This window comes from Pseudomonas versuta (assembly GCF_001294575.1).
Classification (GTDB): Bacteria; Pseudomonadota; Gammaproteobacteria; order Pseudomonadales; family Pseudomonadaceae; genus Aquipseudomonas; species Aquipseudomonas versuta.
This window is the reverse complement of record NZ_CP012676.1, coordinates 1,109,564-1,135,890: the sequence shown is the minus strand read 5'-3', so window position 1 is coordinate 1,135,890 and position 26,327 is coordinate 1,109,564. Positions and strand designations below refer to the sequence as shown.

At 58.8% G+C, this 26,327-nt stretch carries 24 protein-coding genes and 1 pseudogene; 19 read left to right on the top strand and 6 right to left on the bottom strand.

Annotated elements, in window-relative coordinates; all coding sequences use genetic code 11:
- Positions 1-154 precede the first annotated feature (154 nt).
- The 4 genes from dsbD (at position 155) to AOC04_RS05180 (ending at position 4,353) form a co-directional block, all read left to right on the top strand.
- Positions 155-1,894 carry a protein-disulfide reductase DsbD gene (gene dsbD / locus AOC04_RS05195; protein ID WP_060691463.1) on the top strand — a complete coding sequence of 580 codons (1,740 nt, stop codon included), beginning with the start codon at positions 155-157 and terminating at the stop codon, positions 1,892-1,894.
- On the top strand, positions 1,895-2,767 hold the full coding sequence (locus AOC04_RS05190) for a TlpA disulfide reductase family protein (protein WP_060691462.1): 873 nt from the start codon (positions 1,895-1,897) through the stop codon (positions 2,765-2,767).
- On the top strand, positions 2,746-3,522 hold the full coding sequence (dsbG, locus tag AOC04_RS05185; RefSeq protein WP_060691461.1) for a thiol:disulfide interchange protein DsbG: 777 nt from the start codon (positions 2,746-2,748) through the stop codon (positions 3,520-3,522). The genes AOC04_RS05190 and dsbG overlap by 22 nt, the downstream gene beginning before the upstream one ends.
- 282 nt (positions 3,523-3,804) lie before the next feature.
- Positions 3,805-4,353: an RNA polymerase factor sigma-70 gene (locus tag AOC04_RS05180; RefSeq protein WP_060691460.1), complete on the top strand. Its 549-nt coding sequence runs from the start codon at positions 3,805-3,807 to the stop codon at positions 4,351-4,353.
- Positions 4,354-4,496: 143 nt separating this feature from the next.
- On the opposite strand, the gene AOC04_RS05175 is transcribed toward AOC04_RS05180, so the two are convergent.
- On the bottom strand, positions 4,497-5,315 hold the full coding sequence (locus AOC04_RS05175) for a substrate-binding periplasmic protein (protein ID WP_418054941.1): 819 nt from the start codon (positions 5,313-5,315) through the stop codon (positions 4,497-4,499).
- Between the two features lie 180 nt (positions 5,316-5,495).
- Here AOC04_RS05175 and AOC04_RS05170 point away from each other — a divergent pair, with 180 nt between their 5' ends.
- Both AOC04_RS05170 and ppnP read left to right on the top strand, forming a co-directional pair.
- Positions 5,496-6,038, top strand: coding sequence for a 3'-5' exonuclease (locus AOC04_RS05170; protein ID WP_060691458.1), 543 nt, complete (start codon positions 5,496-5,498; stop codon positions 6,036-6,038).
- 79 nt (positions 6,039-6,117) lie between these two features.
- Positions 6,118-6,399 carry a pyrimidine/purine nucleoside phosphorylase gene (gene ppnP / locus AOC04_RS05165; RefSeq protein ID WP_060691457.1) on the top strand — a complete coding sequence of 94 codons (282 nt, stop codon included), beginning with the start codon at positions 6,118-6,120 and terminating at the stop codon, positions 6,397-6,399.
- A 60-nt stretch (positions 6,400-6,459) separates the two neighbouring features.
- On the opposite strand, the pseudogene AOC04_RS05160 reads toward ppnP, so the two are convergent.
- Positions 6,460-8,240 (bottom strand): annotated as a pseudogene (locus tag AOC04_RS05160) (ABC transporter transmembrane domain-containing protein).
- 229 nt (positions 8,241-8,469) lie between these two features.
- Here AOC04_RS05160 and AOC04_RS23910 point away from each other — a divergent pair.
- Positions 8,470-8,646 carry a PA1571 family protein gene (locus AOC04_RS23910; protein ID WP_060691456.1) on the top strand — a complete coding sequence of 59 codons (177 nt, stop codon included), beginning with the start codon at positions 8,470-8,472 and terminating at the stop codon, positions 8,644-8,646.
- A gap of 146 nt (positions 8,647-8,792) precedes the next feature.
- Here AOC04_RS23910 and pdxB read toward each other — a convergent pair whose 3' ends face one another.
- Complete coding sequence (gene pdxB / locus AOC04_RS05150) at positions 8,793-9,935, bottom strand: 4-phosphoerythronate dehydrogenase PdxB (RefSeq protein WP_060691455.1); 1,143 nt, start codon at positions 9,933-9,935, stop codon at positions 8,793-8,795.
- A 164-nt stretch (positions 9,936-10,099) separates the two neighbouring features.
- Here pdxB and AOC04_RS05145 point away from each other — a divergent pair, with 164 nt between their 5' ends.
- Positions 10,100-11,494, top strand: a complete 1,395-nt coding sequence (locus AOC04_RS05145; protein ID WP_060691454.1) for an MATE family efflux transporter — start codon at positions 10,100-10,102, stop codon at positions 11,492-11,494.
- 88 nt (positions 11,495-11,582) lie between these two features.
- Here the strand turns inward: AOC04_RS05145 and tusA are convergent, their stop codons facing one another.
- Together tusA and rlmM are read right to left on the bottom strand one after the other, a co-directional pair.
- Positions 11,583-11,831: a sulfurtransferase TusA gene (tusA, locus tag AOC04_RS05140; RefSeq protein WP_060691453.1), complete on the bottom strand. Its 249-nt coding sequence runs from the start codon at positions 11,829-11,831 to the stop codon at positions 11,583-11,585.
- Between the two features lie 14 nt (positions 11,832-11,845).
- Complete coding sequence (gene rlmM / locus AOC04_RS05135; protein ID WP_060691452.1) at positions 11,846-12,922, bottom strand: 23S rRNA (cytidine(2498)-2'-O)-methyltransferase RlmM; 1,077 nt, start codon at positions 12,920-12,922, stop codon at positions 11,846-11,848.
- A 215-nt stretch (positions 12,923-13,137) separates the two neighbouring features.
- Here rlmM and acnA point away from each other — a divergent pair, with 215 nt between their 5' ends.
- The 3 genes from acnA to AOC04_RS05120 all read left to right on the top strand — a co-directional run bounded on the left by acnA (position 13,138) and on the right by AOC04_RS05120 (position 18,577).
- Positions 13,138-15,879: an aconitate hydratase AcnA gene (acnA, locus tag AOC04_RS05130; protein WP_060691451.1), complete on the top strand. Its 2,742-nt coding sequence runs from the start codon at positions 13,138-13,140 to the stop codon at positions 15,877-15,879.
- Positions 15,880-16,111: 232 nt separating this feature from the next.
- Entirely contained in the window at positions 16,112-16,903 is a 792-nt protein-coding gene (locus AOC04_RS05125) for a CPBP family intramembrane glutamic endopeptidase (protein WP_060691450.1), read from the top strand.
- Between the two features lie 108 nt (positions 16,904-17,011).
- A complete protein-coding gene (locus AOC04_RS05120; protein ID WP_060691449.1) occupies positions 17,012-18,577 on the top strand; it encodes a methyl-accepting chemotaxis protein in 1,566 nt (521 codons plus the stop codon).
- Positions 18,578-18,662: 85 nt separating this feature from the next.
- Here the strand turns inward: AOC04_RS05120 and AOC04_RS05115 are convergent, their stop codons facing one another.
- Positions 18,663-19,355 carry an alpha/beta family hydrolase gene (locus tag AOC04_RS05115; protein WP_060691448.1) on the bottom strand — a complete coding sequence of 231 codons (693 nt, stop codon included), beginning with the start codon at positions 19,353-19,355 and terminating at the stop codon, positions 18,663-18,665.
- A gap of 73 nt (positions 19,356-19,428) precedes the next feature.
- On the opposite strand from AOC04_RS05115, the gene ccoN (AOC04_RS05110) reads away from it, so the two are divergent.
- From ccoN (AOC04_RS05110) to ccoP (AOC04_RS05075), 8 genes are all read left to right on the top strand, one after another.
- Positions 19,429-20,853, top strand: a complete 1,425-nt coding sequence (gene ccoN, locus AOC04_RS05110) for a cytochrome-c oxidase, cbb3-type subunit I (RefSeq protein ID WP_060691447.1) — start codon at positions 19,429-19,431, stop codon at positions 20,851-20,853.
- Between the two features lie 10 nt (positions 20,854-20,863).
- Entirely contained in the window at positions 20,864-21,472 is a 609-nt protein-coding gene (gene ccoO, locus AOC04_RS05105; protein ID WP_060691446.1) for a cytochrome-c oxidase, cbb3-type subunit II, read from the top strand.
- 12 nt (positions 21,473-21,484) lie between these two features.
- On the top strand, positions 21,485-21,676 hold the full coding sequence (locus AOC04_RS05100; protein WP_003447218.1) for a cbb3-type cytochrome oxidase subunit 3: 192 nt from the start codon (positions 21,485-21,487) through the stop codon (positions 21,674-21,676).
- On the top strand, positions 21,673-22,611 hold the full coding sequence (gene ccoP, locus AOC04_RS05095) for a cytochrome-c oxidase, cbb3-type subunit III (RefSeq protein ID WP_060691445.1): 939 nt from the start codon (positions 21,673-21,675) through the stop codon (positions 22,609-22,611). Before AOC04_RS05100 ends, ccoP (AOC04_RS05095) begins: the two co-directional genes overlap by 4 nt.
- A 479-nt stretch (positions 22,612-23,090) precedes the next feature.
- Positions 23,091-24,533 (top strand): cytochrome-c oxidase, cbb3-type subunit I, encoded by a 1,443-nt coding sequence (ccoN, locus tag AOC04_RS05090; RefSeq protein ID WP_060691444.1) that lies wholly within the window; start codon positions 23,091-23,093, stop codon positions 24,531-24,533.
- A complete protein-coding gene (ccoO, locus tag AOC04_RS05085) occupies positions 24,533-25,141 on the top strand; it encodes a cytochrome-c oxidase, cbb3-type subunit II (protein WP_060691443.1) in 609 nt (202 codons plus the stop codon). The genes ccoN (AOC04_RS05090) and ccoO (AOC04_RS05085) overlap by 1 nt, the downstream gene beginning before the upstream one ends.
- A 5-nt stretch (positions 25,142-25,146) precedes the next feature.
- Positions 25,147-25,338 carry a CcoQ/FixQ family Cbb3-type cytochrome c oxidase assembly chaperone gene (locus AOC04_RS05080; RefSeq protein ID WP_003447209.1) on the top strand — a complete coding sequence of 64 codons (192 nt, stop codon included), beginning with the start codon at positions 25,147-25,149 and terminating at the stop codon, positions 25,336-25,338.
- Positions 25,335-26,312: a cytochrome-c oxidase, cbb3-type subunit III gene (ccoP, locus tag AOC04_RS05075; protein WP_060691442.1), complete on the top strand. Its 978-nt coding sequence runs from the start codon at positions 25,335-25,337 to the stop codon at positions 26,310-26,312. Before AOC04_RS05080 ends, ccoP (AOC04_RS05075) begins: the two co-directional genes overlap by 4 nt.
- The last annotated feature ends 15 nt before the right edge of the window (positions 26,313-26,327 follow it).

Here is a 26,327-nt window from a genome sequence, read left to right as displayed (position 1 = left end):
CACGTAAATGTGGCCAATTAAAAAGCGCCGGGATTAAGGGCCGATTATGCCGCCAAAGAGCCAATGGTGGGTCACCAGGCTGTACGGCGGTTAATGATCAGTTAATGGGTTGCCAGCACTGTAGCGCCACTTGTGATTGCTTAAGGTTTTAAAGATGCGTTTGTTGATGACTTTGTTGCTGGTGTGTTTCGCCGGCCTGGCTCAAGCCAAGGGCACGGGTGATCCTTTTGCACAGCCCGACTTTCTGCCTGCCAATAAAGCCTTCGAGTTCAGCTCTGAAGCCCTGCAATCCGGCGAAACCCGTCTGCACTGGAAGATTGCCGATACCTATTACCTGTACCAGAAACGCTTCAAGTTTGACGGCCTGGACGAGGCACACAAGCCTGCGTTGCCTCAAGGGCTGGAGCACAGTGACGAGTTTTTTGGCGAAACCCAGGTGTATCGGGGCAGCGTTGAATTGCTGATTCCGGCAGGTGCCAGCGGCCAGGTCAAAGTCAGCTGGCAAGGCTGTGCCGATGCCGGCCTGTGCTACCCGCCGCAAAGCCAGACCCTGGATCTGGGCGGCACTGCGCCGGTCGCAGCGCAAGGCCAGGCTCAGGACCAGTCCCTGGCCGCCAGCTTGCAACAGCGTTCGCTGGGCTGGAGTTTATTGCTGTTTTTCGGCCTGGGCCTGCTACTGGCCTTTACCCCGTGCTCGTTGCCGATGCTGCCGATTCTGGCCGGACTGGTAGTGGGCAGCGGTGCCAGCGCCGGACGCGGTTTTGCGGTGGCGGGCAGTTATGTCATCAGCATGGCGCTGGTGTATGCCGGGCTCGGCGTACTCGCCGCATTGCTGGGCGCCAACTTGCAGGCACTGCTGCAACAGCCCTGGTTGCTGGGCAGTTTTGCCGCACTGTTTGTCGTGTTGTCGCTCCCCATGTTTGGCTTCTTCGAATTGCAGCTGCCCGCAGCGCTGCGTGACCGGCTGGAAAACGCCGGGCGCGGACGCAAAGGTGGCAGCCTGCTGGGCGCGGGCATTCTTGGCGCGCTCTCCGGTTTGCTGGTCGGCCCGTGCATGACCGCCCCGCTGGCAGGCGCCCTGCTGTACATCGCGCAAAGCGGCAATGCCGTGCAAGGCGGCCTGGTGCTGTTTGTCATGGGGCTCGGCATCGGGGTGCCGCTATTGCTGCTGGTCACCGTAGGCAGTCGCTTCCTGCCCAAACCCGGGGCCTGGATGAACCTGATGAAAGGCCTGTTCGGCTTCCTGTTCCTGGGCACTGCCCTGCTGCTGATCCGCCCGGTGCTCGACGAGTCCCTGTGGCTCGGACTGTGGGGCGTGCTGCTGATTCTGGTGGCATGCAGCCTGTGGCAACAGGCGCAGACGTTCCTGCGCGCCAGGGCCCTGTTCAACCCGTTGAGCCTGCTGGCGGGTTTATGGGGCGGCCTGTTGCTGGTGGGAGCCGCCGGGGGTGGCTCCGATCTGTGGCAACCGTTACAGGTGTATACCGCCAAAACAGTCGCCAGCAGCAACGCAAACACGGCCCATGATGCCTTTATCACCCTCAAGGACCCCGCCAGCCTGGAGCGCGAACTGGCCAGTGCCAAAGAGCAGGGGCAATGGGTGTTGCTGGATTACTACGCCGACTGGTGTGTGTCATGCAAAGTCATGGAGAAACAGGTGTTTGCCAAACCGCAGGTGATGCAGGCCCTGCAAGGTGTGCGCCTGTTGCGTCTGGACGTGACCGCCGATAATGTCGCCAGCCGCGAATTGCTCGGCCGCTATCAAGTGCCGGGGCCACCCAGTTTCATCTGGATCGGTCCCGACGCTGTTGAGCGCCGCGCACAACGCATCACCGGCGAAGTCAACGCCGAGACCTTTTTGAATAACTGGAACGCCACCCGGGAACTCCTTTAAATGCTCACCCTGACCATTGGTTCGTTTGCCCTGGCCATCAACCACCTGCTGCTGATACTGGCGCTCGCCCTGGCGACGCTGGTGGGGTGGCGGGTGGCCAAACGCGGCGGCGAAAACCCGGAGTCAGCGTTGTTCAGCCTGTTTTTGCTGGGTTTGCTGGTAGCCCGAATCGGCTTTGTAATCAGCTACTGGCGCTACTTCCAGAAAGACCTGCTGCAGATTCTCGACCTGCGCGACGGTGGTTTTGTGTTGTGGCCGGGGTTACTGGCAGTCGTGGTCGGTGCGCTGATCTGGGGCTGGCGTCGCCCGGGGCTGCGACGCCCGTTGGGCTGGGGGCTGGGCGCTGGCCTGGCGTTCTGGCTGCTGGCCACGTTCTCGTCCAGCCTCTACGAGCAAGGAACACGCATGCCGGAAATCGTGCTGCGCAATGCCAGTGGCGAATCGGTGCAATTGAGCAGCTACCAGGGCGGCCCTCTGGTGATCAACCTGTGGGCCACCTGGTGCCCGCCGTGCCGGCGGGAAATGCCGGTGCTGCAAAACGCCCAGCATCACCATCAGGACATCACCTTCCTGTTCGTTAATCAGGGCGAAAGCATGCAGAGCGTCAGCACCTTCCTGGAGACCCAGGGTCTGAACCTTAGCAACGTGCTGTTCGACAGCGGCGGCCAACTGGCACAAAAAGTCGGCTCGATGGCCCTGCCGACTACCCTGTTCTACAGCCCTGAAGGTCGCCTGCTGGGCAGTCACCTGGGCGAGCTGTCAGAAGCCAGCCTGGCCCGCGCGCTGGAAAGCTTTGATCAGAACAATTCAATGTCGGCCCACCAGGCCGACCCTGCTAGGAATCTGCAAAAATGTTTAACCGCAAACTGCTAAACCTGAGCGTAACCACCCTGCTGGGCGCCGCCCTGCTGCAATCGCCCCTGCTGCACGCTGAAGAATGGCCGGCTCCGATCAAGAAGATTGAAGCCAAGGGCGCAAAAATCATTGGCAGTTTCGACGCACCCAGCGGCATGCATGGCTATGCCGCCCAGTATCAGAACCGTGGCATGGCCCTGTATCTGACCCCTGACGGCAAAAACGTACTGGTGGGTAATTTGTATGACGCCAACGGCAACGACCTGAGCCTGGCACCGCTGCAAAAGCTGGTGTACGAGCCGATGGCCAAGCAGGTCTGGGCCAATATGGAAAAGAGCAACTGGATTGCCGACGGCAAAAAAGATGCGCCGCGCATCGTTTACCTGTTCAGCGACCCGAACTGCCCGTACTGCAACATGTTCTGGGAACAGGCCCGGCCATGGGTTGATTCGGGCAAGGTGCAACTGCGCCACATCATGGTCGGCATCATCCGCGAAGACAGCCCGGCAAAATCTGCCGCATTGCTGGCTGCCAAAGACCCTCAGCAAGCCCTGCACGAACATGAGCAGGCCGGCAAAGCCAGCAAGCTCAAGCCGCTGACCAAGATCCCGGCTGACGTCCAGGCCAAGCTGGACGCCAATGCACAGTTGATGACCGACCTCGATGTGTCAGCGACCCCGGCGATTTTCTACCTCGACGAACAAGGCAACCTGCAGCAGCAGCAAGGTGCACCTTCGCCGGACAAACTGGTAAAAATCCTCGGTCCCAAATAACCCCGGAACGCCTGTAGGAGCGAGCTTTGCGAAATAGCAAACAGCTCGCGCGAAAGCTCGCTCCTACAGGTTTGTACGGTGCCGATTCAGACCATTAGTCCGGCCAATAGTGGCGTTTTAGAGGCATTTACGAGCGATGTGAGCGATGTCTCAATCCGCTGCCAGCCGCGCCATTAATTCTCTTTCTCAATTGACAATAATTATCATTCAGCCTAGTTTGTTGCGAACTGTGTCGCGGCCTCCCGAGCCGCTGCACTCATTCATTTGCAGCAGGTGATCTCCATGACGGAACAAGTGTCCACAAGCAGGTGCGACTCACCCTTACTTCAAGCCTTTGTAGATAATCGGCTGACACTGGTCAAAATCGCAGCCCGTATCACCGGCTGCCGATCCAGGGCTGAAGACGTGGTTCAGGATGCTTTCTTCCGCTTGCAGTCAGCGCCGCAGATCACTTCTTCATTCAAGGCGCAACTGAGTTACTTGTTTCAGATCGTACGCAACCTGGCGATTGACCATTACCGCAAACAGGCCCTCGAACAGAAGTATTCGGGCACAGAAGAGGAAGGCTTGAATGTGGTCATTCACGGCGCATCACCGGAAACCTCGCATATCAACTTTTCGACCCTTGAGCGCATCGCTGTAGCGCTGACCGAACTGCCGAATCGCACGCGCTATGCGTTCGAAATGTACCGTCTGCACGGGGTGCAGCAAAAGGACATCGCCAAGCAATTGGGTGTCTCGCCGACACTGGTGAACTTCATGATTCGTGATGCGCTGGTTCATTGCCGCAGAGTGTCGGGAACCCAGCCCGACACCTTTGCAAGACGCTGACAGCCCCCCACTCCCCCCCTGTAGGAGCGAGCTTGCTCGCGAGCTTTTTAATTCCGCATCCGCGATGACGGCATGCTCGCTCCTGCTGTGCAGATGCCCAATACACTTCATCAGACAATATGACGTGAACCACCGGCCAGAATTTAAGGCACCGGTCGAGCGCCGGGTACCTGCGCGGGTACAGCGGCAATCTTGTAAGGGGCAAAAATCGATGCGAACTGGCCATTGTCACGAAGCGCCTGCAACATCTTCGCAAGCTGCTGGCCCTGGATAGGCGCTTGCGGACTCAGCAAGGCGTAGTGATGGTAGATGTAGTCGACACGATCGGACACCAGGACCATCGGCTCGATCTGCGGGTTTTTATTCAGCAGGTCGATGAGATGGGAGCGGGTAATCAGCGCGATATCTGCCCGCCCGCGTAGAACCATCTGTAAATTGGCGGCGTGGGAGTAAGTCAGGCTGGCGTTGAATGTGGCGCTCAAGAACTGGGGCGAGGTCTTGAAGCCGGCAAAGGCGTAGTGATAGCCGTTAAAGAGCGCCAGCCGTTTATTGGCAAGGTCGTCAAAATACGCTTGGCCGCGACCAGGCTGGTGCTTGGCGACAAACACTTCGACATCTTCAAGCCCCATGTCTACCGGGTTATGGGCAATGGTATTCCAGCCCCAGGTGGGGTTTTCGAAGAGCACCATGTCCATGCGCCCCTGCTCGAACTCACGATAGCGCCGTGCGTTAGAGGTCGGAACAATGACGAAGTGATAGTCGGCTTGCAGCTGGTTCAGGGCATCGAGCAACTGCGGCAACAGGCCGGTATCGACACCGATCTCCGGGCGCACGGTATAGGGCGGAAAATGGGCCGCCCCCACTCTGACTTCCTGGACAGCCCAGACTGGCGTCTGAAAAAGCGCACTTAAGGATAACAATGCGCAATGGACCATCCACACTGGCAAACACTTCAAAGCCATACACCTCTGGAGTAGCCCATCACTGGAACTTATTGATCTGCGCATGACCTGAGATCATGCGTGCCCGTAATTTAAGGGTGCTGAGGTTATCAAGCAAGGGCTTGACTGGCCCACTACAAATTTGCGCTGCTTTAGCTACGCTCCACTCTCAACGCCGATGCTGTTTTAAGGAAGCTGCACATGCCTCACTGGCTGGTAATTGACCTGGAAGCGACGACAGATGATGGCGGCTGGCCTATTGAGGAAATGGAAGTCATCGAAATCGGCGCCAGTGTGGTGACTCGCGCCGGACGCGAGGTGGATCATTTCCAGCGCTTCATTCGCCCGCAACGACGCCCGCTGCTGACTCCTTTTTGCCGGCAACTGACCCGTATTACCCAGGCCAATATTGATGCAGGGGCTCCGATGGTACAGGTTTGGCAACAGTTCGAGCGCTGGCTCGGCCAGCACCTGCCCAAACTTGAAGGCTGGGCCAGTTGGGGCGACTACGACCGCCAGCAACTGGAGCAGGAATGGCAGCAGAAAAAACTCGACAGCGCGCTGGCCCGTTTGCCGCACATGAACCTCAAGCAACAGTTTGCCCAGGCCCGCCAGCTAAGGCGTGCGCCGGGCCTTAACAGTGCCCTGCAACTGGCGGGCATGCAGTTCAACGGGCAACAGCATCGCGCCCTCGAAGATGCCCGTAACACGGCACGGCTGTTACCGCTGATTCTCAAGGTTTAGCCGCCATAAAAGGGCGTGACGGGATAAAACGGCTTCTGCATACTGGCCAGCCATTTTTAGCCCATTCCGAGGAATCGCCATGTTTAAAGTCAACGAATACTTCGACGGTACCGTCAAGTCGATTGCCTTCGCACAAGCCGAAGGTAAAGCCACTATTGGCGTCATGGCCCCGGGTGAATACGAGTTCGGTACTGCCGAGCGCGAAATCATGCACGTGGTATCGGGTGAGTTGAGCGTCAAGCTGCCGGGCAGCGAGCAGTGGCAGACGTTCGTCACCGGCAGCCAGTTCAACGTACCGGCCAACAGCAAGTTCCAGCTCAAGGTTGTGGTCGAGACCGCTTACCTGTGTGAGTACCGCTAAAAATCTGTAGGAGCGAGCTTGCTCGCGAGCTGTTTAAAGAGCTCGCGAGCAAGCTCGCTCCTACTGGTTGGTACTGCCCATATCCACATTGAACTGCAGCGCCGCCAGCCGCGCATACAGCGGGTTGCTGGCGATCAGCTGCGCGTGGGTACCAATCGCAACCAGCTTGCCCTGATCCATCACCGCTATCCGGTCGGCATTTTGCACAGTGGCCAGTCGGTGGGCGATAACCAGAGTGGTGCGGCCTTGCATCAGGCTGGGCAGGGCTTGCTGGATCAAGTGCTCACTTTGGGCATCAAGGGCGCTGGTGGCCTCATCCAGCAGCAGAATCGGCGCATCCACCAGCAGCGCCCGGGCAATGGCCAGCCGTTGCCGCTGCCCGCCTGACAAGCCCAGACCGCCATCCCCAGATGGGTTTTATAGCCCTCGGGCATTTGCTGAATGAAGTCGTGGGCATGGGCAATCCGTGCTGCGGCTTCGACTTGCGCGTCACTGGCCAGTGCATTGCCATAGCGGATGTTGTCTTCAATCGTGCCGAAAAACAGTGCCGGGGTTTGCGCCACCAGTGCAAAGCAACGGCGCAGATCGTGCGGATCCAGCCGGGTAATGGGCAGGCCTTCGAGCAGGATCTGGCCCGCCTGGGGATCGTAAAAACGCAACAGTAAATCGAACAGCGTCGACTTGCCTGCACCCGACGGACCGACCAGGGCCAGGGTTTCGCCCGCATGGATCGTAAGGCTCAGCCCTTCGATCGCATAGCTTTCAGGCCGTGACGGATAGGAAAAGTACAGGTTCTCAAGCTGCAAGTTACCGGCCACCCGCGGGGGCAATACCAGCAAGTCGCTGCTCGGCGCCATGATCAGACTTTTGGATTGCAGCAGCTCGGCAATTCGCTCAGCCGCTCCCGCAGCCTGTTGCAGCTCACCGATAACTTCACTAAGCGTGCCAAAGGCACTGCCGACGATGAGGCTGTAAAACACGAATGCCGCCAACTCGCCGCCGGTAATGCGCCCCGCGATCACGTCCATGCCGCCGACCCACAGCATCACACCCACAGCCCCCAGCACCAGCAGGATCACCAGAGTAATCAGCCACGAGCGCTGCAGGATACGTTTACGTGCGGTGGCAAACGCATTTTCGACGGTGCCGGCAAAGCGTTGTTGATCCTGCTGCTGGTGGTTGTAAGCCTGGACCGTTTTGATCTGGCCCAGGGCTTCGGCGACGTAGCTGCCGACATCGGCGATGCGATCCTGGCTCTGACGCGACAAAGTGCGCACGCGACGGCCAAAAAACAGGATCGGCACCAGTACCAGGGGCAAGGCGACCACCACGATGCTGGTGAGTTTGGGGTTGGTGACAAACAACAGTACTACCCCGCCGATCACCATCAGGCTGTTGCGCAAGAACAGGGATAACGAAGAACCGATCACCGATTGCAGCAACGTGGTGTCGGTGGTCAGCCGCGACTGGATTTCCGAACTGCGGTTGTTCTCATAAAAGCCCGGATGCAGACCGATCAGGTGGTTGAACACCTGGCGCCGGATGTCGGCAACCACCCGCTCGCCAATCCAGGACACCAGATAGAAACGCACGAAGGTGCCCACCGACAAAGCCAGCACCAGCAACAGGAAATAACCGATGGACTGATTGAGCAGGTGCGGGGACTGGGTCATGAACCCTTTGTCGACCAGCAGACGAATGCCCTGTCCCATCGACAGGGTGACACCCGCGGTAACGATCAGGGCCAACAAGGCGCCAACCGCCTGCCAGCGATACGGTGCTACAAAATGGGCAGCCAGACGAATGGCCCGGCGTTGACGCGAAGAAAGCATGGTAGGCATCCAGAGGAAAGCGTGAAACAGCCTACAACGAAGTCCGGCCTACAGCGGTAAACCTTTCTCAATCGTTTTGAATATGACCTGAGACAACAAGCCATAGGCATTATCGTTCTAAAATCAGGGTGGAAGTTTCAGGATATTTCTGTTGGACTGGGTACGTCGCCAAGCCATGTCACAGCTTGGTCATTAAACGGACCTAAAGTAGCGATACACCCTGATGAGGAGACAGGCCATGGATTTGCAACACAATGCCCAAGCGGTTCCAGTAATTCGTACGCAACCCAAACAATCATTGGGCTGCGCGATTATTGATGAAAATGGCCAGGAAATTTCGATCACAGAAGAGATGATCCAGGACGCCTGCCACGAACTGGAGCAGCGTCTGGTCAAGCCCGTGATCAAGGACTGACGCTGAGGCAGCGAGGCTGGCCCGCGGTGCAGACGACAGGGTTTAGCTTGAAAAACCGGAAAGCGGGCGAGCCCGCTCCCACATGCCAGCACTCAGAACACTGACCGGTCTTACGCAGTAAGGCCGGTTTTTTTGTGCCCGCCCGCTTAAACCAATACCGCTCCCAGGGCCTTGACCAATTGCTTCAAGGCCACTGAGTCGCCATCGACATGCACCGCCAGGCCTTCTATTTCACGGCGTACGGGGTAGTGCTTGCGTAACCCGTCGAACGCCAGCTTCTGTTCGTGGACGCTGCCGGTCAGGCTGCGGCGAAAGTCTGCATCGTCCCGGCGCGGGTCATATACGCCACGGCACAGCATGGCCAAAGCCCAGCCCGGGTCGCTACTGGCACTCAGTTCGACCTTCACCAGCCAGGGTGGCGGCAGCAAATCGGCCAGGCGCACTACCGCCGGTTGCCCGAGGAAGTCGCACAGGGCCTGATAGATCTGCGCCGTACCCCGCTGTTTGCCCTCAAGGCTATAACCGGCAATGTGAGGCGTCGCCAGCACGCACAAGTCAGCCAGTTCCCGGTCCACCTCGGGCTCGTGCTCCCAGACATCGAGCACGGCTTGCAGGTCGTCGCGCCGGTTCAACACCTCTCGCAGTGCAACGTTATCGACCACCGGACCGCGGCTGGCGTTAATCAGCCAGGTACCCGGCCTGAGCTGCTCCAGACGCTGCTGATCCAGTAAATGCCAGGTCGGGAAACTGCCGGTTTTGCCTAACGGGGTATGCAGGCTTAGCACATCGCAGTGCTCGATGATGTGTTCAAGGCTGACGTAGTCGCCCCCCTCGGCGGCCTGACGCGGCGGATCGCAGACCAGCACCTTGAGGCCCAATGCGCGCAGGACCGTGACCAGACGCCCGCCCACTTCACCCGCCCCGATCACCCCGTAGGTACGCTGAACAAGGTCGACGCCTTCGATTTCGGCCAGTGTCAGCAAGCTGCCGAGCACGTAGTCCACCACGCCACGGGCGTTGCAGCCCGGGGCACTGGACCACTCAATACCCGCCTGTTCAAAGTAGTCGAGAGCCAAATGATCGGTGCCGATGGTGCAGGTCCCGACAAAGCGTACCGCGCTGCCTTCAAGCAACTCGCGATCGACTTTGGTCACCGAACGCACCAGCAGCACATCTGCAGCATGCACATCTGCACGCGTGATCTGGCGCCCCGGCAAACGGCGTATTTCACCGAACCCGGCAAAGAACTCTTCGATCAGCGGGATATTTTCGTCAGCAACAATCAACATGGCAGGCTCCTTTGGCGGAGTGGCAGTGTAGGCGTTGTAACAATGAATGAGCCAGCGGACCGTGGCATACGCTTACAAAGCCCGTACAACTCAAGGTTTTGCGCCCACAGGGGGCAAGCGTACAATCGCCGGCTTTGCGCTTTAAACACTGTGGATGCACGCTTGTGAACTCTGTCATTGATACCCCCCCTACCCCTGTCAGCCGTCCGGCACGGGTCCGCACCGAAGTGCGTGCGCTATTGGGGCTGGCATTTCCAATCATCATCTCCCAGGTCGCCACCACGGCCATGGGCTTTGTCGATGCTGTCATGGCGGGACGTGTCGGGCCCCGTGACCTGGCGGCCGTGGCACTGGGCAACTCCATCTGGATACCGGTGTTTTTGTTGATGTCAGGGATCCTGCTGGCGACCACGCCCAAAGTCGCCCAGCGCTTTGGCGCCAACAGTCACCAGGAAATCGGCCCGATCGTGCGCCAGGCCCTGTGGCTCGCGCTGATCACCGGGCTGTGCGCGGCATTTGTCCTGCTGGCGGCAGAGCCGCTGCTGCACCTGATGAACGTCGCCCCGGACCTTATTGAGCCGTGCATGGGCTACTTGCACGGGATCGCCAGCGGCATGCCGGCGGTGGGACTGTATTGCGTGTTGCGCAACTTCAGCGATGGCCTGGGCCGGACGCGCCCAAGCATGGTGCTGGGGTTGTGTGCGCTGGCGCTCAACATCCCGATCAACTACGTATTCATTTATGGGCATTTGGGTGTCCCGGCCATGGGCGGCGTGGGCTGTGGCTGGGCGACAGCCATTGTGATGTGGTTCATGGCGCTGGGCATGGTGGCCTGGACCTGGCGCGGTGCGATCTACCAGTCGAGCCGGGTGTACAGCCATTTTGAATGGCCGCAGTGGGCAATCATCAAGCGCTTGCTGAGTGTGGGGCTACCGATCGGCATTGCGGTATTTGCCGAGTCGAGCATTTTTGCGGTGATCGCGCTGTTGATTGGCAGCCTCGGGGCAACGGTGGTCGCAGGCCATCAAATCGCCCTGAACTTCAGCTCGCTGGTGTTTATGATCCCCTACTCCCTGGGCATGGCAATTACCGTACGCGTGGGGCAGGCCCTGGGCCGCCAGCAACCGCGCGAAGCACGCTTTGTTGCGGGTGTGGGCATGGGCACGGCACTCGTATGGGCGTGCATGTCAGCCAGTTTGATTCTGTTGCTGCGTCAGCAGATTGCCACTGTTTACACGGCCGACCCGATGGTGATCGAAGTGGCGACCATGCTGCTGATGTTTGCGGCCCTGTACCAGTTCTCGGATGTAATCCAAGTGACTGCCGCAGGCGCGTTGCGCGGCTACCAGGACACGCGGGTGACGATGATCCTGACCCTGTTTGCGTATTGGGGAATTGGCTTGCCGGTGGGTTACGCGCTGGGGCTGACGGACTGGTTAGGCCCGGCCAATGGTCCGAGCGGGCTGTGGCAAGGCTTGATCGTGGGGCTTACCTGCGCAGCGCTGATGCTCAGCGTACGCCTGACCCGCAGCGCCAAAAAACGGATTCGCATGGCATAAACACACACCGCAGGAGCGAGCTTGTCTCGCGAGCTCTTCGCATTGAACGGCTCGCGAGCAAGCTCGCTCCTACAGGGGTTAGGCTTGTTTAATCCTGCTTCTTGCGAATCCAGTACAGGTAGGTGCCCGCCTCTTCCTGCTGCCCCACCAGTTCATGGTCCAGAAACACGCAGAACTTGGGGATGTCACGCCGGGTCGAGGGGTCCGTGGCGATGACCTTCAGCAAGCCGCCCGGTGCCAGGTCGCGAATGTGCTGGTGCAGCATCATCACCGGCTCAGGGCAGTTGAGCCCGGTGGCGTCCAGCGTGCCGTCAACCGGCAAATCAGCAAAACTCATCAGTAACTCCTGAATCAACGGGATTTGGTTTTTTTCACGTCCAGTCGACGCAAATGGCAGGTCACTTCTTCGCGGTCGTGGTACAGCTGCTTGCAGCCAATTTCGACCTGGATACCGCGCTCCTTGAAACCGTCAGCAATGCGATCAAGCAAGCGCCGCACTTCGGCATAACGCTGTTTCATCGGCAATTTCAAGTTGACCACCGCTTCGCGACAGTGACCTTCGCCGATCCACTCTTCAAGCATCGCCGCATTGCGGGCAGGCTTTTCCACGATGTCGCAGACCATCCAGTCCACTGGCTGCTTGGGCTTGAAGGTAAAACCATCCGCCATCAAGTGCTGCACCAAACCGGTGTCCATCAGGCTTTCGGCCATCGGGCCGTTGTCGATGGCGGTAACGATCATGCCGCGATTGACCAGCTGCCAGGTCCAGCCACCGGGCGCAGCGCCAAGGTCAACTCCGGTCATGTCACTGTGCAGGCGCTCATCCCACTGGTCACGGGGGATAAAATGATGCCACGCCTCTTCCAGTTTGAGGGTCGAACGGCTCGGCGCCTCACGGGGGAATTTCAACCGCGGGATGCCCATTGGCCACATGGCGCAGTTGTTCGACTCGGCCAGGCCGAGGAACAGTTCGCGACCACTTTTAACGGTCAGCAGCAACCGCGGCTTGAGCTCATCGTCCTCTACCAGCTTGCCGGCCTTGATCAGGGCCTTGCGCAAATGGGCATCGAACTTCTTGCAGAAGTTGGACAGCTCTTTGCCGTCATTGGTGTCGACCATTTCCAGCCACAGGCTGCCACAGACCGGAAAGTCGGCCATGTGCTGAAGAATGACGCTGATCCGGTCGGTTTCCGGCAGTTCGATAAAACCGCCCCGGGCCCACTGACGCGGGAAAATCAGTTCGACAAAACGCAAGCCGCGCATCAGGCGTTCGGCGCCGCCTTCTTGAGTACAGACAAATTCGGCACAGGCACTGCTTGGCTTGGCCTTGGCATAACCAGAGACATTGAGGCGGGCAGCATGCTCGGCGATTTCGGAGCAGACTTCGCCTTCAAAACCGGGCCGGCAATGCATAAAAACGGTGTTCATTGAATTACTCCTGGGCAGCAGGCGGGAATTGGCCGGCTGCGCATCCTTGATTTGGAGCAAGGACTGTCACGAAAAGGCCAGCATGATAACTGAGTTCGGAACCTTGAACCCTTATAGACAGTCCAGTTATTAGCCAGATCAATGATTCAGGGCTACGTTAGAAGCTCTGCTCGTTCCACACGATCCGTACCGTGCGGGTCAAAAGGAGTCATTTCATGTCCTCCCTTGATAGCCTGAACACCCTCGCCACACTAAAAGTCGACGACAAGACTTATCACTATTTCAGCTTGCCCCTTGCCGCCAGATCACTGGGCGATTTAAGCCGGCTGCCCATGTCGCTCAAAGTATTGCTGGAAAACCTGCTGCGCTGGGAAGACGGCAAGACCGTCACCGCGCCGGACCTCAAGGCGCTGGCCGCCTGGCTCAAGGAACGGCGCAGCGACCGGGAAATCCAGTACCGCCCGGCCCGGGTATTGATGCAGGACTTTACCGGCGTGCCGGCCGTGGTCGACCTGGCCGCCATGCGCGCGGCGATGGCCAAGGCCGGCGGCGATCCGCAACGAATCAATCCGCTGTCCCCGGTAGACCTGGTGATCGACCACTCGGTAATGGTCGACAAATTCGCCAGCCCGGACGCCTTTGAACAAAACGTTGATATTGAGATGGAACGCAACGGTGAACGTTATGCATTCCTGCGCTGGGGCCAGGATGCCTTTGACAACTTCAGCGTCGTGCCGCCCGGTACCGGGATTTGCCATCAGGTAAACCTGGAGTACCTGGGACGGACAGTCTGGACCAAGGACGAAGACGGCCGGACTTACGCGTTCCCCGACACACTGGTCGGTACCGACTCCCACACCACCATGATTAATGGCCTGGGTGTCCTGGGCTGGGGCGTGGGCGGCATTGAAGCCGAAGCCGCGATGCTCGGCCAGCCAGTGTCGATGCTGATCCCGGAAGTGGTGGGTTTTAAACTCAGCGGCAAACTAAAAGAAGGCATCACCGCCACCGACCTGGTGCTGACGGTGACGCAAATGCTGCGCAGCAAGGGCGTTGTCGGCAAGTTCGTCGAGTTTTTCGGCGACGGCCTGGCGGATCTGCCACTGGCTGACCGCGCCACCATTGCCAACATGGCACCGGAGTATGGCGCCACTTGCGGGTTTTTCCCGGTCGATCAGATCACCCTGGATTATCTGCGTTTGTCCGGGCGGCCCGAGGCTGCGGTCAAATTGGTCGAGGCCTACTGCAAAGAGCAGGGACTGTGGCGTATGCCAGGCCAGGAACCGGTCTTCAGCGAAACCCTGGAACTCGACATGGGCAGCGTCGAAGCCAGCCTTGCCGGGCCCAAGCGCCCACAAGACCGGGTGTCACTGCCCAATGTAGGGCAGGCATTTAACGATTTCATGAGCCTGCAATTCAAACCGACCAACAAAGAAGAAGGCCGTCTTGAAAGTGAAGGCGGCGGTGGCGTGGCCGTGGGCAATGCCGACCTGATCGGTGAAGTGGACTACAGCGTTGAAGGGCAGACTTATCGCCTGAAAAACGGTGCCGTGGTGATCGCGGCCATTACCTCGTGTACCAACACCTCCAACCCGAGTGTGATGATGGCTGCCGGGCTGGTGGCCAAAAAAGCGGTCGAAAAAGGCCTGAAAAGCCAGCCGTGGGTGAAAACGTCGCTGGCCCCTGGCTCCAAGGTGGTGACTGACTACTACAAGGCCGCAGGTCTGACCCAGTACCTCGACCAGCTGGGCTTTGCGCTGGTCGGCTACGGCTGCACCACGTGCATCGGCAACTCCGGGCCGTTGCCCGAGCCGATTGAAAAAGCCATCACCCAGTCTGATCTGACCGTGGCTTCGGTGCTCTCGGGCAACCGCAACTTTGAAGGGCGCGTGCACCCACTGGTGAAAACCAACTGGCTGGCTTCGCCGCCGCTGGTTGTGGCCTATGCCCTGGCCGGCAGCGTGCGCATTGATATCAGCACTGAACCGCTGGGCATCGGCAAAGACAGCAAACCGGTGTACCTGCGCGATATCTGGCCCAGCCAGAAAGAAATCGCCGATGCCGTAGCACAGGTGACGACCGCCATGTTCCACAAGGAGTACGCCGAGGTATTTGCCGGTGACGAACAATGGCAGGCCATCGAGGTGCCACAGGCGGCGACTTATGTCTGGCAGAAAGATTCGACCTACATCCAGCATCCACCCTTCTTCGATGACATTGGTGGCCCGTTACCGGTGATCAAGGACGTCAAGGGCGCGCGCGTGCTGGCGTTGCTCGGCGATTCGGTGACCACAGACCACATTTCCCCTGCCGGCAATATCAAGGTCGACAGCCCGGCCGGGCGCTATCTGCGCGAGAAAGGCGTCGAACCACGGGACTTCAACTCCTATGGTTCGCGGCGCGGTAACCACGAAGTGATGATGCGCGGCACGTTTGCCAACATCCGGATTCGCAACGAGATGCTCGGCGGCGAAGAAGGTGGCAACACGATCTACATTCCGAGTGGCGAAAAACTGCCGATCTATGATGCAGCGATGCGCTATCAGGCATCGGGCACTCCCCTGGTGGTGATTGCCGGCCAGGAGTACGGCACCGGCTCCAGCCGTGACTGGGCCGCCAAAGGCACGAACCTGCTGGGGGTCAAAGCGGTGATTGCCGAGAGTTTTGAGCGCATCCATCGCTCGAACCTGGTGGGCATGGGCGTGCTGCCGCTGCAATTCAAACTGGATCAGAACCGCAAGAACCTGAAGCTCACCGGCAAGGAGACTCTGGATATCCTGGGGCTGACCGGTGCCGAACTGCAACCAAGGATGAACCTGACGCTGGTCATCACCCGTGAGGATGGTCAACAGGAGAAAGTCGAGGTGCTGTGCCGGATCGATACCCTGAATGAGGTCGAGTACTTCAAGGCGGGCGGGATTCTGCACTATGTATTGCGGCAGTTGATTGCCTCCTGAAACTGGCTGAATACCTGTGGGATCGAGCTGTTGCGGGGCGCGCTGAAAGGCTCGCGAGGCAAGCTCGCTCCTACGGGTGATGGGGTGTCAGTGAGATCGTATCCACCCGGTGTGTTCCGGGCCGGGCTCGGATCACGGAATTTGCGTTGAGAATCTTTTGCATCTGTATTGTTATACTGACGCGCCCCGACATGCATTCGGGGCGTTTTTTTTAACGATTCCAAGGATTTTCATGATTGCTCTGCCATGGCCTTATCTGGCATTTCTTACCCTCGGCTACTGCCTTGCCCTGAGCTACGGCCAATTGGGCGCCCAGGCTCTTATCGCGTTGTTTGCCCTGATTCTGTCCGGGCTCGCAGCCCGTCAGCACCGCCAGCAATGGCTGCGCTATGCCGGTCACGCGCTGTTTGTATTGCTGGCCCTGGCACTGGCGCTGCACTGGCTACCCGGTTTCCATAATGGCCGCGCCATCAACCCCGAACGGCTGACGCCGGACGCCGTGCCCTTCTCGTTGTACCTCAATCTGGACAAGCCGCTGATTGGCTTCTGGCTATTACTGGTATGCCCCTGGATAGCGCCACGCTTTTCCTGGCGAGTCTCGTTTGGCGCGACGTTGATGGCCCTGGTACTGGTGGCAATTGCAGCGCTTGGCGGCGCGATGCTGCTGGGCATGATCACCTGGGCCCCTAAATGGCCCGCACACGGCTGGATCTGGGTGCTGAACAATTTACTGCTGGTAACACTGGTCGAAGAAGCCCTGTTTCGCGGCTACATCCAGGGCAGTTTGAGTCGCTGGTTTAAACAGCTGCCCTACGGCCAGACACTGGCACTGGTCATTGCTGCGCTATTGTTCGGCCTGGCGCATATGGCCGCAGGCTGGCATTGGGTACTGCTGTCGGGTATTGCCGGCCTTGGTTATGGCCTGGCCTGGCGTTTCGGCGGCCTGAGTGCGGCGATCGCCACTCACTTCGGGCTTAACCTGTTGCACTTCGTATTCTTCACTTATCCGATGCTGGCGCCCTGATACACAAAGGCTGCCGGGGTGTCTGGTCACCTGCGGCAGCCGAATTAATAATTAAACAAATCCCTGCGCGTGCCGACAGCCTGTCAAAGTCTTACGGATAGATACGACATGCGTAATAACCAGCCCGTCACCCAACGCGAACGCACTTTCCCCGCTCAACAACGGTTGATTTCCACCACCGATGCCAAAGGTGTAATTACCTATTGCAACGATGCCTTTGTCGAGATCAGCGGGTTCTCGCGTGAAGAGCTGATACGCGCACCGCACAACCTCGTGCGTCATCCGGATGTTCCTTCTCCCGTCTTTGAACACATGTGGAGCACCTTGAAAAAAGGCGCGCCATGGATGGGCATTGTGAAAAACCGTTGCCGCAACGGTGACCATTACTGGGTCAACGCTTACGTGACCCCGGTATTCGAGAATGAGCGAGTGGTGGGCTATGAGTCGGTCCGGGTCAAGCCCACCGGCGAACAGATCCGTCGTGCCGAAGCTCTGTATTCGCGCCTTAATCGCGGCAAGTCGGCGGTGCCACAGCGCGATAAATGGCTCCCCGTGCTGCAGGACTGGCTGCCCTTCATTCTGGTCAGCCAACTGAGTTTCATGATTGGCGCCCTGCTCAACTCCAGCTGGGGCTTTGCCCTGGCGGCCGCGCTGTCGATCCCGCTGGGGTTGCTTGGCCTGGGCTGGCAACAACGCGGGATCAAGCGCTTGCTGCGCCTGGCCGAACAAACCACCTCTGACCCGTTGATTGCCCAGATGTACACCGACAGCCGTGGCCCGCAAGCGCGTCTGGAAATGTCGATTCTGAGCCAGGAAGCGCGCCTGAAGACCTGTTTGACCCGACTGCAGGACACTGCCGAACATTTAAGCGAGCAGGCCCGTCAAGCCGATGTACTGGCACACAACAGCTCTAAGGGGCTTGAGCGCCAGCGAGTTGAAACCGAACAAGTCGCCACCGCCGTTAACCAGATGGCTGCCACCACGCAAGAAGTGGCCAGCCACGTACAGCGCACGGCTGACGCGACTCAAGAGGCCAATCGCCTGACAGGGCGCGGGCGTGACATCGCCGGTGAAACCCGCGAGGCGATTGAACGCTTGTCCATCGTGGTCGGTGAAACCGGGGCAACGGTCACTCAGCTGGCCAAAGACAGCGATGAAATCGGCGGCGTGGTTGACGTGATCAAGGGCATTGCCGACCAGACCAACCTGCTGGCCCTGAACGCAGCCATCGAAGCCGCGCGTGCCGGCGAGATGGGCCGGGGCTTTGCCGTGGTGGCTGACGAAGTGCGTCAACTGGCACAACGCACCAGCCTGTCGACCGGACAGATTCATGGCCTGATCGCCAAGTTGCAGCAGACGGCGGCCACTGCCGTACAGACCATGAATGCCGGGCATCGTCAGGCTGAAGAAGGCGTGGCCCGGGTACTGGAAGCGGACAAGGCGCTGGTGGGCATCAGTGAAGCGGTGGCCAATATCACCGACATGACCACCCAGATCGCGGCCGCCACCGAAGAGCAAAGCGCAGTGGCTGAAGAAATCAGCCGCAACATCAGCACCATTGCCGACCTGGCGGACCAGACTTCAGAGCAGGCCCAGCATTCGGCGCTATTGAGCGAAGAACTGACCCGCACCGTAAACACCCAGTATTCACTGGTGGAGCGGTTCAACCGTTAAGCACTGCCCCCCCTTTACCTGTAGGAGCGAGCTTGCTCGCGAGCTCTTCGCTGGCATATTGAACAGCTCGCGAGCAAGCTCGCTCCTACAGGGGGAGCCATTGCGCGATTTTGTCGGCAGCGGCGTCCAGATGCTGTTCATGGGTAAACCCCGATACTTTGAGCGGCTTCAAATCGTGATCCCCCGCCACTAACCAGTGCAGTTCAATGCCCGGCGCCAGCGTGTATGCCTCGACGGCTTGCCGGTTGCCCAGGGCATCGCGTTCGCCCTGCACGATCAGGGTGGCTGTCTGCAGCCCGGCCAAGTGCGCCACCCGCGGTTTTTCCGGTTTGCCGGAGGCGTAAAACGGGTAGCCCAGACAGACCAGAGCATCAACTCCCAACTCATCAGCCACCAGACTGGCCATGCGCCCGCCCATGGACTTGCCGCCAATCGCAATTTGCCCGGCGACATGCTGTCGCACCCCGGCATACACCTGGCGCCAACATTCGAGCAATTTGGCCTGTTGGTTTGGCGGCCTTTTGCCACCATCGAGCCGGCGTTGCGCCATGTACGGGAACTCGAAGCGCAATACGTTCACCCCTCGTGCCGCAAGGCGTTCAGCCATACCGGTCATCCAGGCACTGTCCATCGGAGCACCCGCACCATGGGCCAGGATCAAGGTCTGCGGTTGCGCGCTTTTCACCTCGTCCGAGGCCGGATTCCATAACCAGCCCTGCTCCTGTACGCATTGCGCCCATTGATCCCTGTCAATACCGGCCTTGCCTGCTACGCCCATGCTTGCCTCGCTTTTAGTCTGCCTATAACTCCAGGCGTGCCTTTGTATTCGCCTGAACCGTGGATGGGGAACCATGAACACTTCTACAAGTACTGCCTACAACTACAAGGTGGTCCGCCAATTTGCCATTATGACGGTGGTTTGGGGCATCGTCGGTATGGGGCTCGGCGTATTTCTCGCCGCGCAGCTGGTCTGGCCAGAACTTAACTTCAATTTGCCATGGACCAGTTTCGGGCGCCTGCGCCCTTTGCACACCAACGCGGTGATCTTCGCCTTTGGCGGTTGTGCATTGTTTGCATCCTCCTTTTACTCGGTACAACGTACCTGCCAGGCAACGCTGTTCGCGCCGAAGATCGCCATGTTTACCTTTTGGGGTTGGCAACTGGTGATTTTGCTGGCTGCCATCAGCCTGCCGCTGGGCTACACCAGCTCCAAGGAATACGCCGAGCTTGAGTGGCCGATCGATATCCTGATCACCATCGTCTGGGTCGCTTATGCCATCGTGTTTTTCGGCACGATCATGAAGCGCAAGACCAAACACATTTACGTGGGCAACTGGTTCTTCGGCGCATTCATCGTGACCGTGGCCATCTTGCACATCGTCAACAACCTGGAAATCCCGGTCAGTTTCACCAAGTCCTACTCGCTGTATGGCGGCGCGACTGACGCCATGGTGCAGTGGTGGTACGGCCATAACGCCGTGGGCTTTTTCCTGACGGCAGGTTTTTTGGGGATGATGTACTACTTCGTGCCCAAACAGGCCGAACGCCCTATCTATTCCTATCGCCTGTCGATCGTGCACTTCTGGGCTCTGATCACCCTTTACATCTGGGCCGGCCCGCACCACTTGCACTACACCGCGCTGCCGGACTGGGCCCAGTCGCTGGGCATGGTGATGTCACTGATCCTGCTGGCGCCAAGCTGGGGCGGCATGATCAACGGCATGATGACGCTCTCCGGGGCCTGGCATAAGTTGCGCAGCGACCCGATCCTGCGCTTCCTCGTGGTGTCGCTGGCGTTCTACGGGATGTCGACCTTCGAAGGCCCGATGATGGCGATCAAGACCGTCAACGCCCTCTCCCACTACACCGACTGGACCATCGGCCACGTACACGCCGGTGCGCTGGGCTGGGTAGCGATGATTTCGATCGGTGCGCTGTATCACATGATCCCGAAAATTTTCGGTCGCCCGCAGATGTACAGCATGGGCCTGATCAACGCGCATTTCTGGCTTGCCACTATCGGTACCGTGCTTTACATCGCCTCGATGTGGGTCAACGGCATCGCCCAGGGCCTGATGTGGCGCGCAGTCAACGAAGACGGCACGCTGACCTACTCCTTCGTCGAAACCCTGGTGGCCAGCCATCCGGGCTATGTCGTGCGACTGATCGGCGGGGCGATCTTCTTCAGCGGCATGTTGCTGATGGCTTACAACACTTGGCGCACCGTGCGTAACGCCGAGCCCGCTGAAGTCGTAGCCGCCGCGCAGACGGCCTGAGGAGTTCGCCATGAAACACGAAATCATTGAAAAAAATATCGGCCTGATGCTGTTGCTGATGATCCTCTGTGTGAGCGTCGGCGGCCTGACGCAAATCGTGCCGCTGTTCTTTGAGGATGTGACCAATACCCCGGTCGAGGGCATGAAGCCTTACACCGCGCTGCAACTGGAAGGGCGTGACATCTACATTCGCGAAGGCTGCGTGCAATGCCACTCGCAGATGATCCGTCCGTTCCGGGCCGAGACCGAGCGCTATGGCCATTACTCGGTCGCCGGTGAAAGCGTCTGGGACCACCCGTTCCTGTGGGGCTCCAAACGTACCGGGCCGGACCTGGCGCGGGTCGGCGCACGCTATTCGGACGACTGGCACCGCGCGCATTTGTACAACCCGCGCAACGTTGTGCCGGAGTCGAAAATGCCCGCCTACCCGTGGCTGGTGTCGGAACCGGTGGATGACCGCCATACCCAAAAGAAACTCGAAGTGATGCGCACCCTGGGCGTGCCATACACCGATGAAGACATCGCCAACGCCAGACAGTCGGTGCAGGGCAAGACCGAAATGGACGCGCTGGTGGCCTACCTGCAAGTGCTCGGCACTGCCATCAAGAGCAAGAGGTGAGCCATGTTTGACATGAGTAGCGGAATGATCCGCGGCCTCGGCACAGTCGTGGTGGCGGTGGCCTTTATCGGCCTGGCGCTGTGGGTATTCAGCCCGCGGCGCAAGTCGGAGTTTGAAGACGCGACCCTACTGCCATTCAAAGACGATCCAGAGGCGATTAAACACGTCGAGCAAGAACAAGCGTCTAGGAGCAATAAACAATGACCACCTTCTGGAGTATCTATATCTGCGTGCTGACCATTGGCACGCTGGTCGGCCTGACCTGGCTGTTGATCAGTACCCGCAAGGGGGAAAGAAAAAGCGAAACCGTCGAGACCATGGGCCACAGCTTTGATGGCATCGAAGAGTACGACAACCCGCTGCCCCAATGGTGGTTCATGTTGTTCGTCGGCACGCTGGTGTTTGGTGTGGGCTATTTGATTCTCTATCCGGGCCTGGGCAACTGGAAAGGCCTGCTACCGGGTTACGAGGATGGCTGGACCGGGGTCAATGAATGGCAAAAGGAGATGGACAAGGCAGACGCCAGGTTTGGCCCCATTTTCGCCAAATACGCCGCCATGCCCGTTGAGCAAGTAGCCCAAGACCCCCAGGCACTGAAAATGGGCGGGCGCCTGTTTGCGTCCAATTGCTCGGTGTGCCACGGCTCGGATGCCAAGGGCGCCTTCGGCTTCCCCAACCTGGCCGACAGCACCTGGCGCTGGGGCGGCGATGCTGACACCATTAAAACCACGATCATGGGCGGGCGCATCGCGGCGATGCCGGCCTGGGGTGCAGTGCTGGGTGACGACGGCGTCAAGAACGTCGCCGCCTATGTGCGCCACGATCTGGCCGGGCTGCCTTTGCCACAGGACACGACAGTGGATCTGGTCGCGGGCAAGCAGGCTTTCGAAACCACCTGTGTGGCCTGCCATGGCGCCAATGGCAAAGGCATGCAACTGATGGGGGCGCCTGATCTGACTGCGCCTGCGGGCTTTATTTACGGCACCAGCCTGGCGCAATTGCAGCAAACCATTCGCCATGGTCGCCAGGGGCATATGCCGGCGCAAAACGATCTGCTGGGTAACGACAAGGTGCAATTGCTGGCTGCATACGTGTTCAGCTTGTCTCATGGGAATCAAGAGGAAAAATCAGCCGAATAATTACCGGACATTTCCTGCCGCATCATTTTGGTGCGGCAGTTCCCGCCTCAAAGCGCGACCAAGTGTCGCACCTCTTTTAGTCCCTCGTTGCTCTCGCGCCATTCAGGACTAAGCTCATAGCTTCGGTGATCCCGGGTCCGCCGGTTTCACGTCAAGTGAAATTAATCGGTAAGTTGAAGGGCTCCGTTACGGGCCACACTGGTGGGTTTACACCGGCTATCGTCGATTGCGATCTTCGCCATGATGTCGCGATGCCTGCACCCCACCCGGTTTTGATCCGCCCGCACCCTTCATTTTTGCCCTCCATGGGTTGTTTTGTTGACGGTCTATTTGACCCTACACCACGCATGGAAAGGCCGCAGAATAAGCGTTGGAACGCATTGACCGAGGTCAAGCCGCGTTGCAATAACCCTACGCTTTATACATACTTGCGACCGATTTTTACTCCTAATAAAACACCAAAACCGTGGAACCTTAGAATGAGCACAGCAATCAGTCCGACTGCTTATAACTATAAGGTAGTCCGCCAGTTCGCCATCATGACGGTGGTCTGGGGGATCCTTGGCATGGGGCTCGGGGTTTTTATCGCGTCACAGCTTGTGTGGCCTGAATTAAACCTTGGCCTTGAGTGGACGACCTTTGGCCGCCTGCGCCCCTTGCATACCAACCTTGTGATTTTTGCCTTTGGTGGCTGTGCATTGTTTGGTACCTCGTACTACGTCGTGCAGCGTACCTGCCAGACCCGCCTGATCTCCGACGCCCTCGCCGCATTTACCTTCTGGGGTTGGCAGGCCGTCATTATCGGCGCGATCATCACCTTGCCGCTTGGCTACACCACTACCAAGGAATACGCAGAGCTGGAATGGCCACTGGCTATCCTGCTGGCCATCGTCTGGGTGGTCTACGGCATTGTGTTCTTCGGCACCATTACCAAGCGTAAAACCAAGCACATTTATGTCGGTAACTGGTTCTACGGGGCGTTCATTATCGTTACGGCGATGCTGCACATCGTCAACCACGCATCCCTGCCGGTAAGTTTCTTCAAGTCCTACTCGGCTTACGCCGGTGCCACCGACGCCATGATCCAGTGGTGGTACGGCCACAACGCTGTAGGTTTCTTCCTGACTACCGGCTTCCTGGGCATGATGTACTACTTCGTGCCGAAGCAGGCCGAACGTCCGATCTACTCGTATCGCCTGTCGATCGTGCACTTCTGGGCCCTCATCACCCTTTACATCTGGGCCGGCCCGCACCACCTGCACTACACCGCTCTGCCGGACTGGGCCCAGTCGCTGGGCATGGCCATGTCGATCATCCTGCTGGCGCCAAGCTGGGGCGGCATGATCAACGGCATGATGACCCTGTCGGGCGCCTGGCATAAATTGCGCACCGACCCGATCCTGCGCTTCCTCGTGGTGTCCCTGGCCTTCTACGGCATGTCGACCTTCGAAGGCCCGATGATGGCCATCAAGACCGTCAACTCGCTGTCGCACTACACCGACTGGACCATCGGCCACGTACACGCCGGGGCACTGGGCTGGGTAGCGATGATTTCGATCGGCGCCATGTACCACATGATTCCGCGCATCTACGGCCAGAAGCAGATGTACAGCACCAGCCTGATCAATACGCACTTCTGGCTGGCGACTATCGGCACCGTGCTTTATATCGCTTCGATGTGGGTCAACGGCATCACCCAGGGCCTGATGTGGCGCGCAATCAACGACGACGGCACCCTGACCTACTCGTTCGTGGAAGCACTGCAAGCCAGCCACCCTGGCTTTATCGTTCGCGCCATCGGCGGGGCTATCTTCGCCAGCGGCATGCTGTTCATGGCCTATAACGTGTTCCGCACCGTACGCGCCTCGAACCCGGTAGAAGCTGAAGCAGCGAGCAAAATCGCTGTCGTTGGAGCCCACTGATGAAGCACGAAACAATCGAGAAGAATATTGGCCTGATGGCCTTCTTCATGGTCATCGCCGTGAGCATCGGTGGCCTGACCCAAATCGTTCCGCTGTTCTTCGAGGATGTCACCAATACTCCGGTTGAAGGCATGAAGCCGCGTACCGCCCTGGAACTGGAAGGTCGTGACATCTACATCGCCAACGGCTGTGTGCAATGCCACTCGCAGATGATTCGCCCGTTCCGTGCAGAAACCGAACGTTACGGCCACTACTCGGTAGCCGGCGAAAGCGTCTGGGACCACCCGTTCCTGTGGGGTTCCAAGCGTACCGGGCCTGACCTGGCCCGGGTTGGCGGTCGCTACTCCGATGACTGGCACCGTGCGCACCTGTACAACCCGCGCAACGTGGTACCCGAGTCGATCATGCCGGCTTATCCGTTCCTCGTAGAACGCAAGCTGGACGGCAAGGACACGGCGAAAAAAATGGAAGTCTTGCGCGTGCTCGGCGTCCCTTACACCGACGAAGATATCGCCGGTGCCAAGGATGCCGTGAAAGGCAAAACCGAAATGGACGCGCTGGTGGCCTATCTCCAGGGCCTGGGCACCATCATCAAAAGCAAACGGTGATTTAGATGGATATCGGGATGATTCGTGGCCTGGGCACTGTCGTCGTGATGGTGGCTTTTATCGGTTTGGCATTGTGGGTTTTCAGTCCGCGACGCAAGTCGGAGTTTGATGACGCTACCTTATTGCCCTTCAAGGATGATCCCGAAGCCATCAAGCACGTCGAGCAAGAGCAAGCTTCTAGGAGTAACAAAGAATGACTACGTTCTGGAGTCTGTACGTCACAGTCCTCAGTCTGGGTACCATCTTCGCCTTGACCTGGTTGTTGCTGGCTACCCGCAAGGGCCAACGCAGCGAGCAAACTGACGAGACAGTTGGGCACTCTTACGACGGGATTGAGGAGTACGACAACCCGATGCCTAAATGGTGGTTCATGCTGTTCATCGGCACCATCATTTTCGCCCTTGGCTACCTGGTGCTCTACCCGGGCCTGGGTAACTGGAAAGGCCTGTTGCCGGGCTACGATTACCTGGACACCAAAGAGAAAACCGCGTTTGCCAATGGCCAGACAGGCTGGACCGGTGTTCACGAGTGGGAAAAGGAGATGGCTAAATCGGACGCCAAGTTCGGACCGATCTTCGCCAAATACGCTGCCATGCCTATTGAAGAAGTGGCCAAAGACCCGCAAGCACTGAAAATGGGTGGCCGTCTGTTCGCCTCCAACTGCTCGGTGTGCCACGGTTCTGACGCCAAAGGCGCCTATGGCTTCCCTAACCTGACCGACGCCGACTGGCGCTGGGGCGGTACGCCAACGGACATCAAGACCACCATCATGGGGGGTCGCCACGCGATCATGCCGGGCTGGTCTGAAGTGATCGGCGAACAAGGCGTGAGCGACGTTGCCGCCTATGTCCTGACCGGCCTGGACGGTCGCAAACTGCCCGAAGGCGCGAAAGCAGACCCTGCCAAAGGCAAGGAACTGTTCGCCACCAACTGTGCGGTGTGCCACGGCCCGGAAGGCAAAGGCAACCCGCTGATGGGCGCACCGAACCTGACCCACCCGGGTGCATTCATCTACGGTTCGAGCTTCGCCCAACTGCAGCAGACCATCCGTTACGGCCGTCAGGGCCAGATGCCTGCACAGGCTGACTTGCAAGGGAACGACAAGGTCCACCTGCTGGCCGCCTATGTTTACAGCTTGTCCCATGGCGATGAGGCCAAGGCAGCCGAGTAAACCAGGGTTGTAATT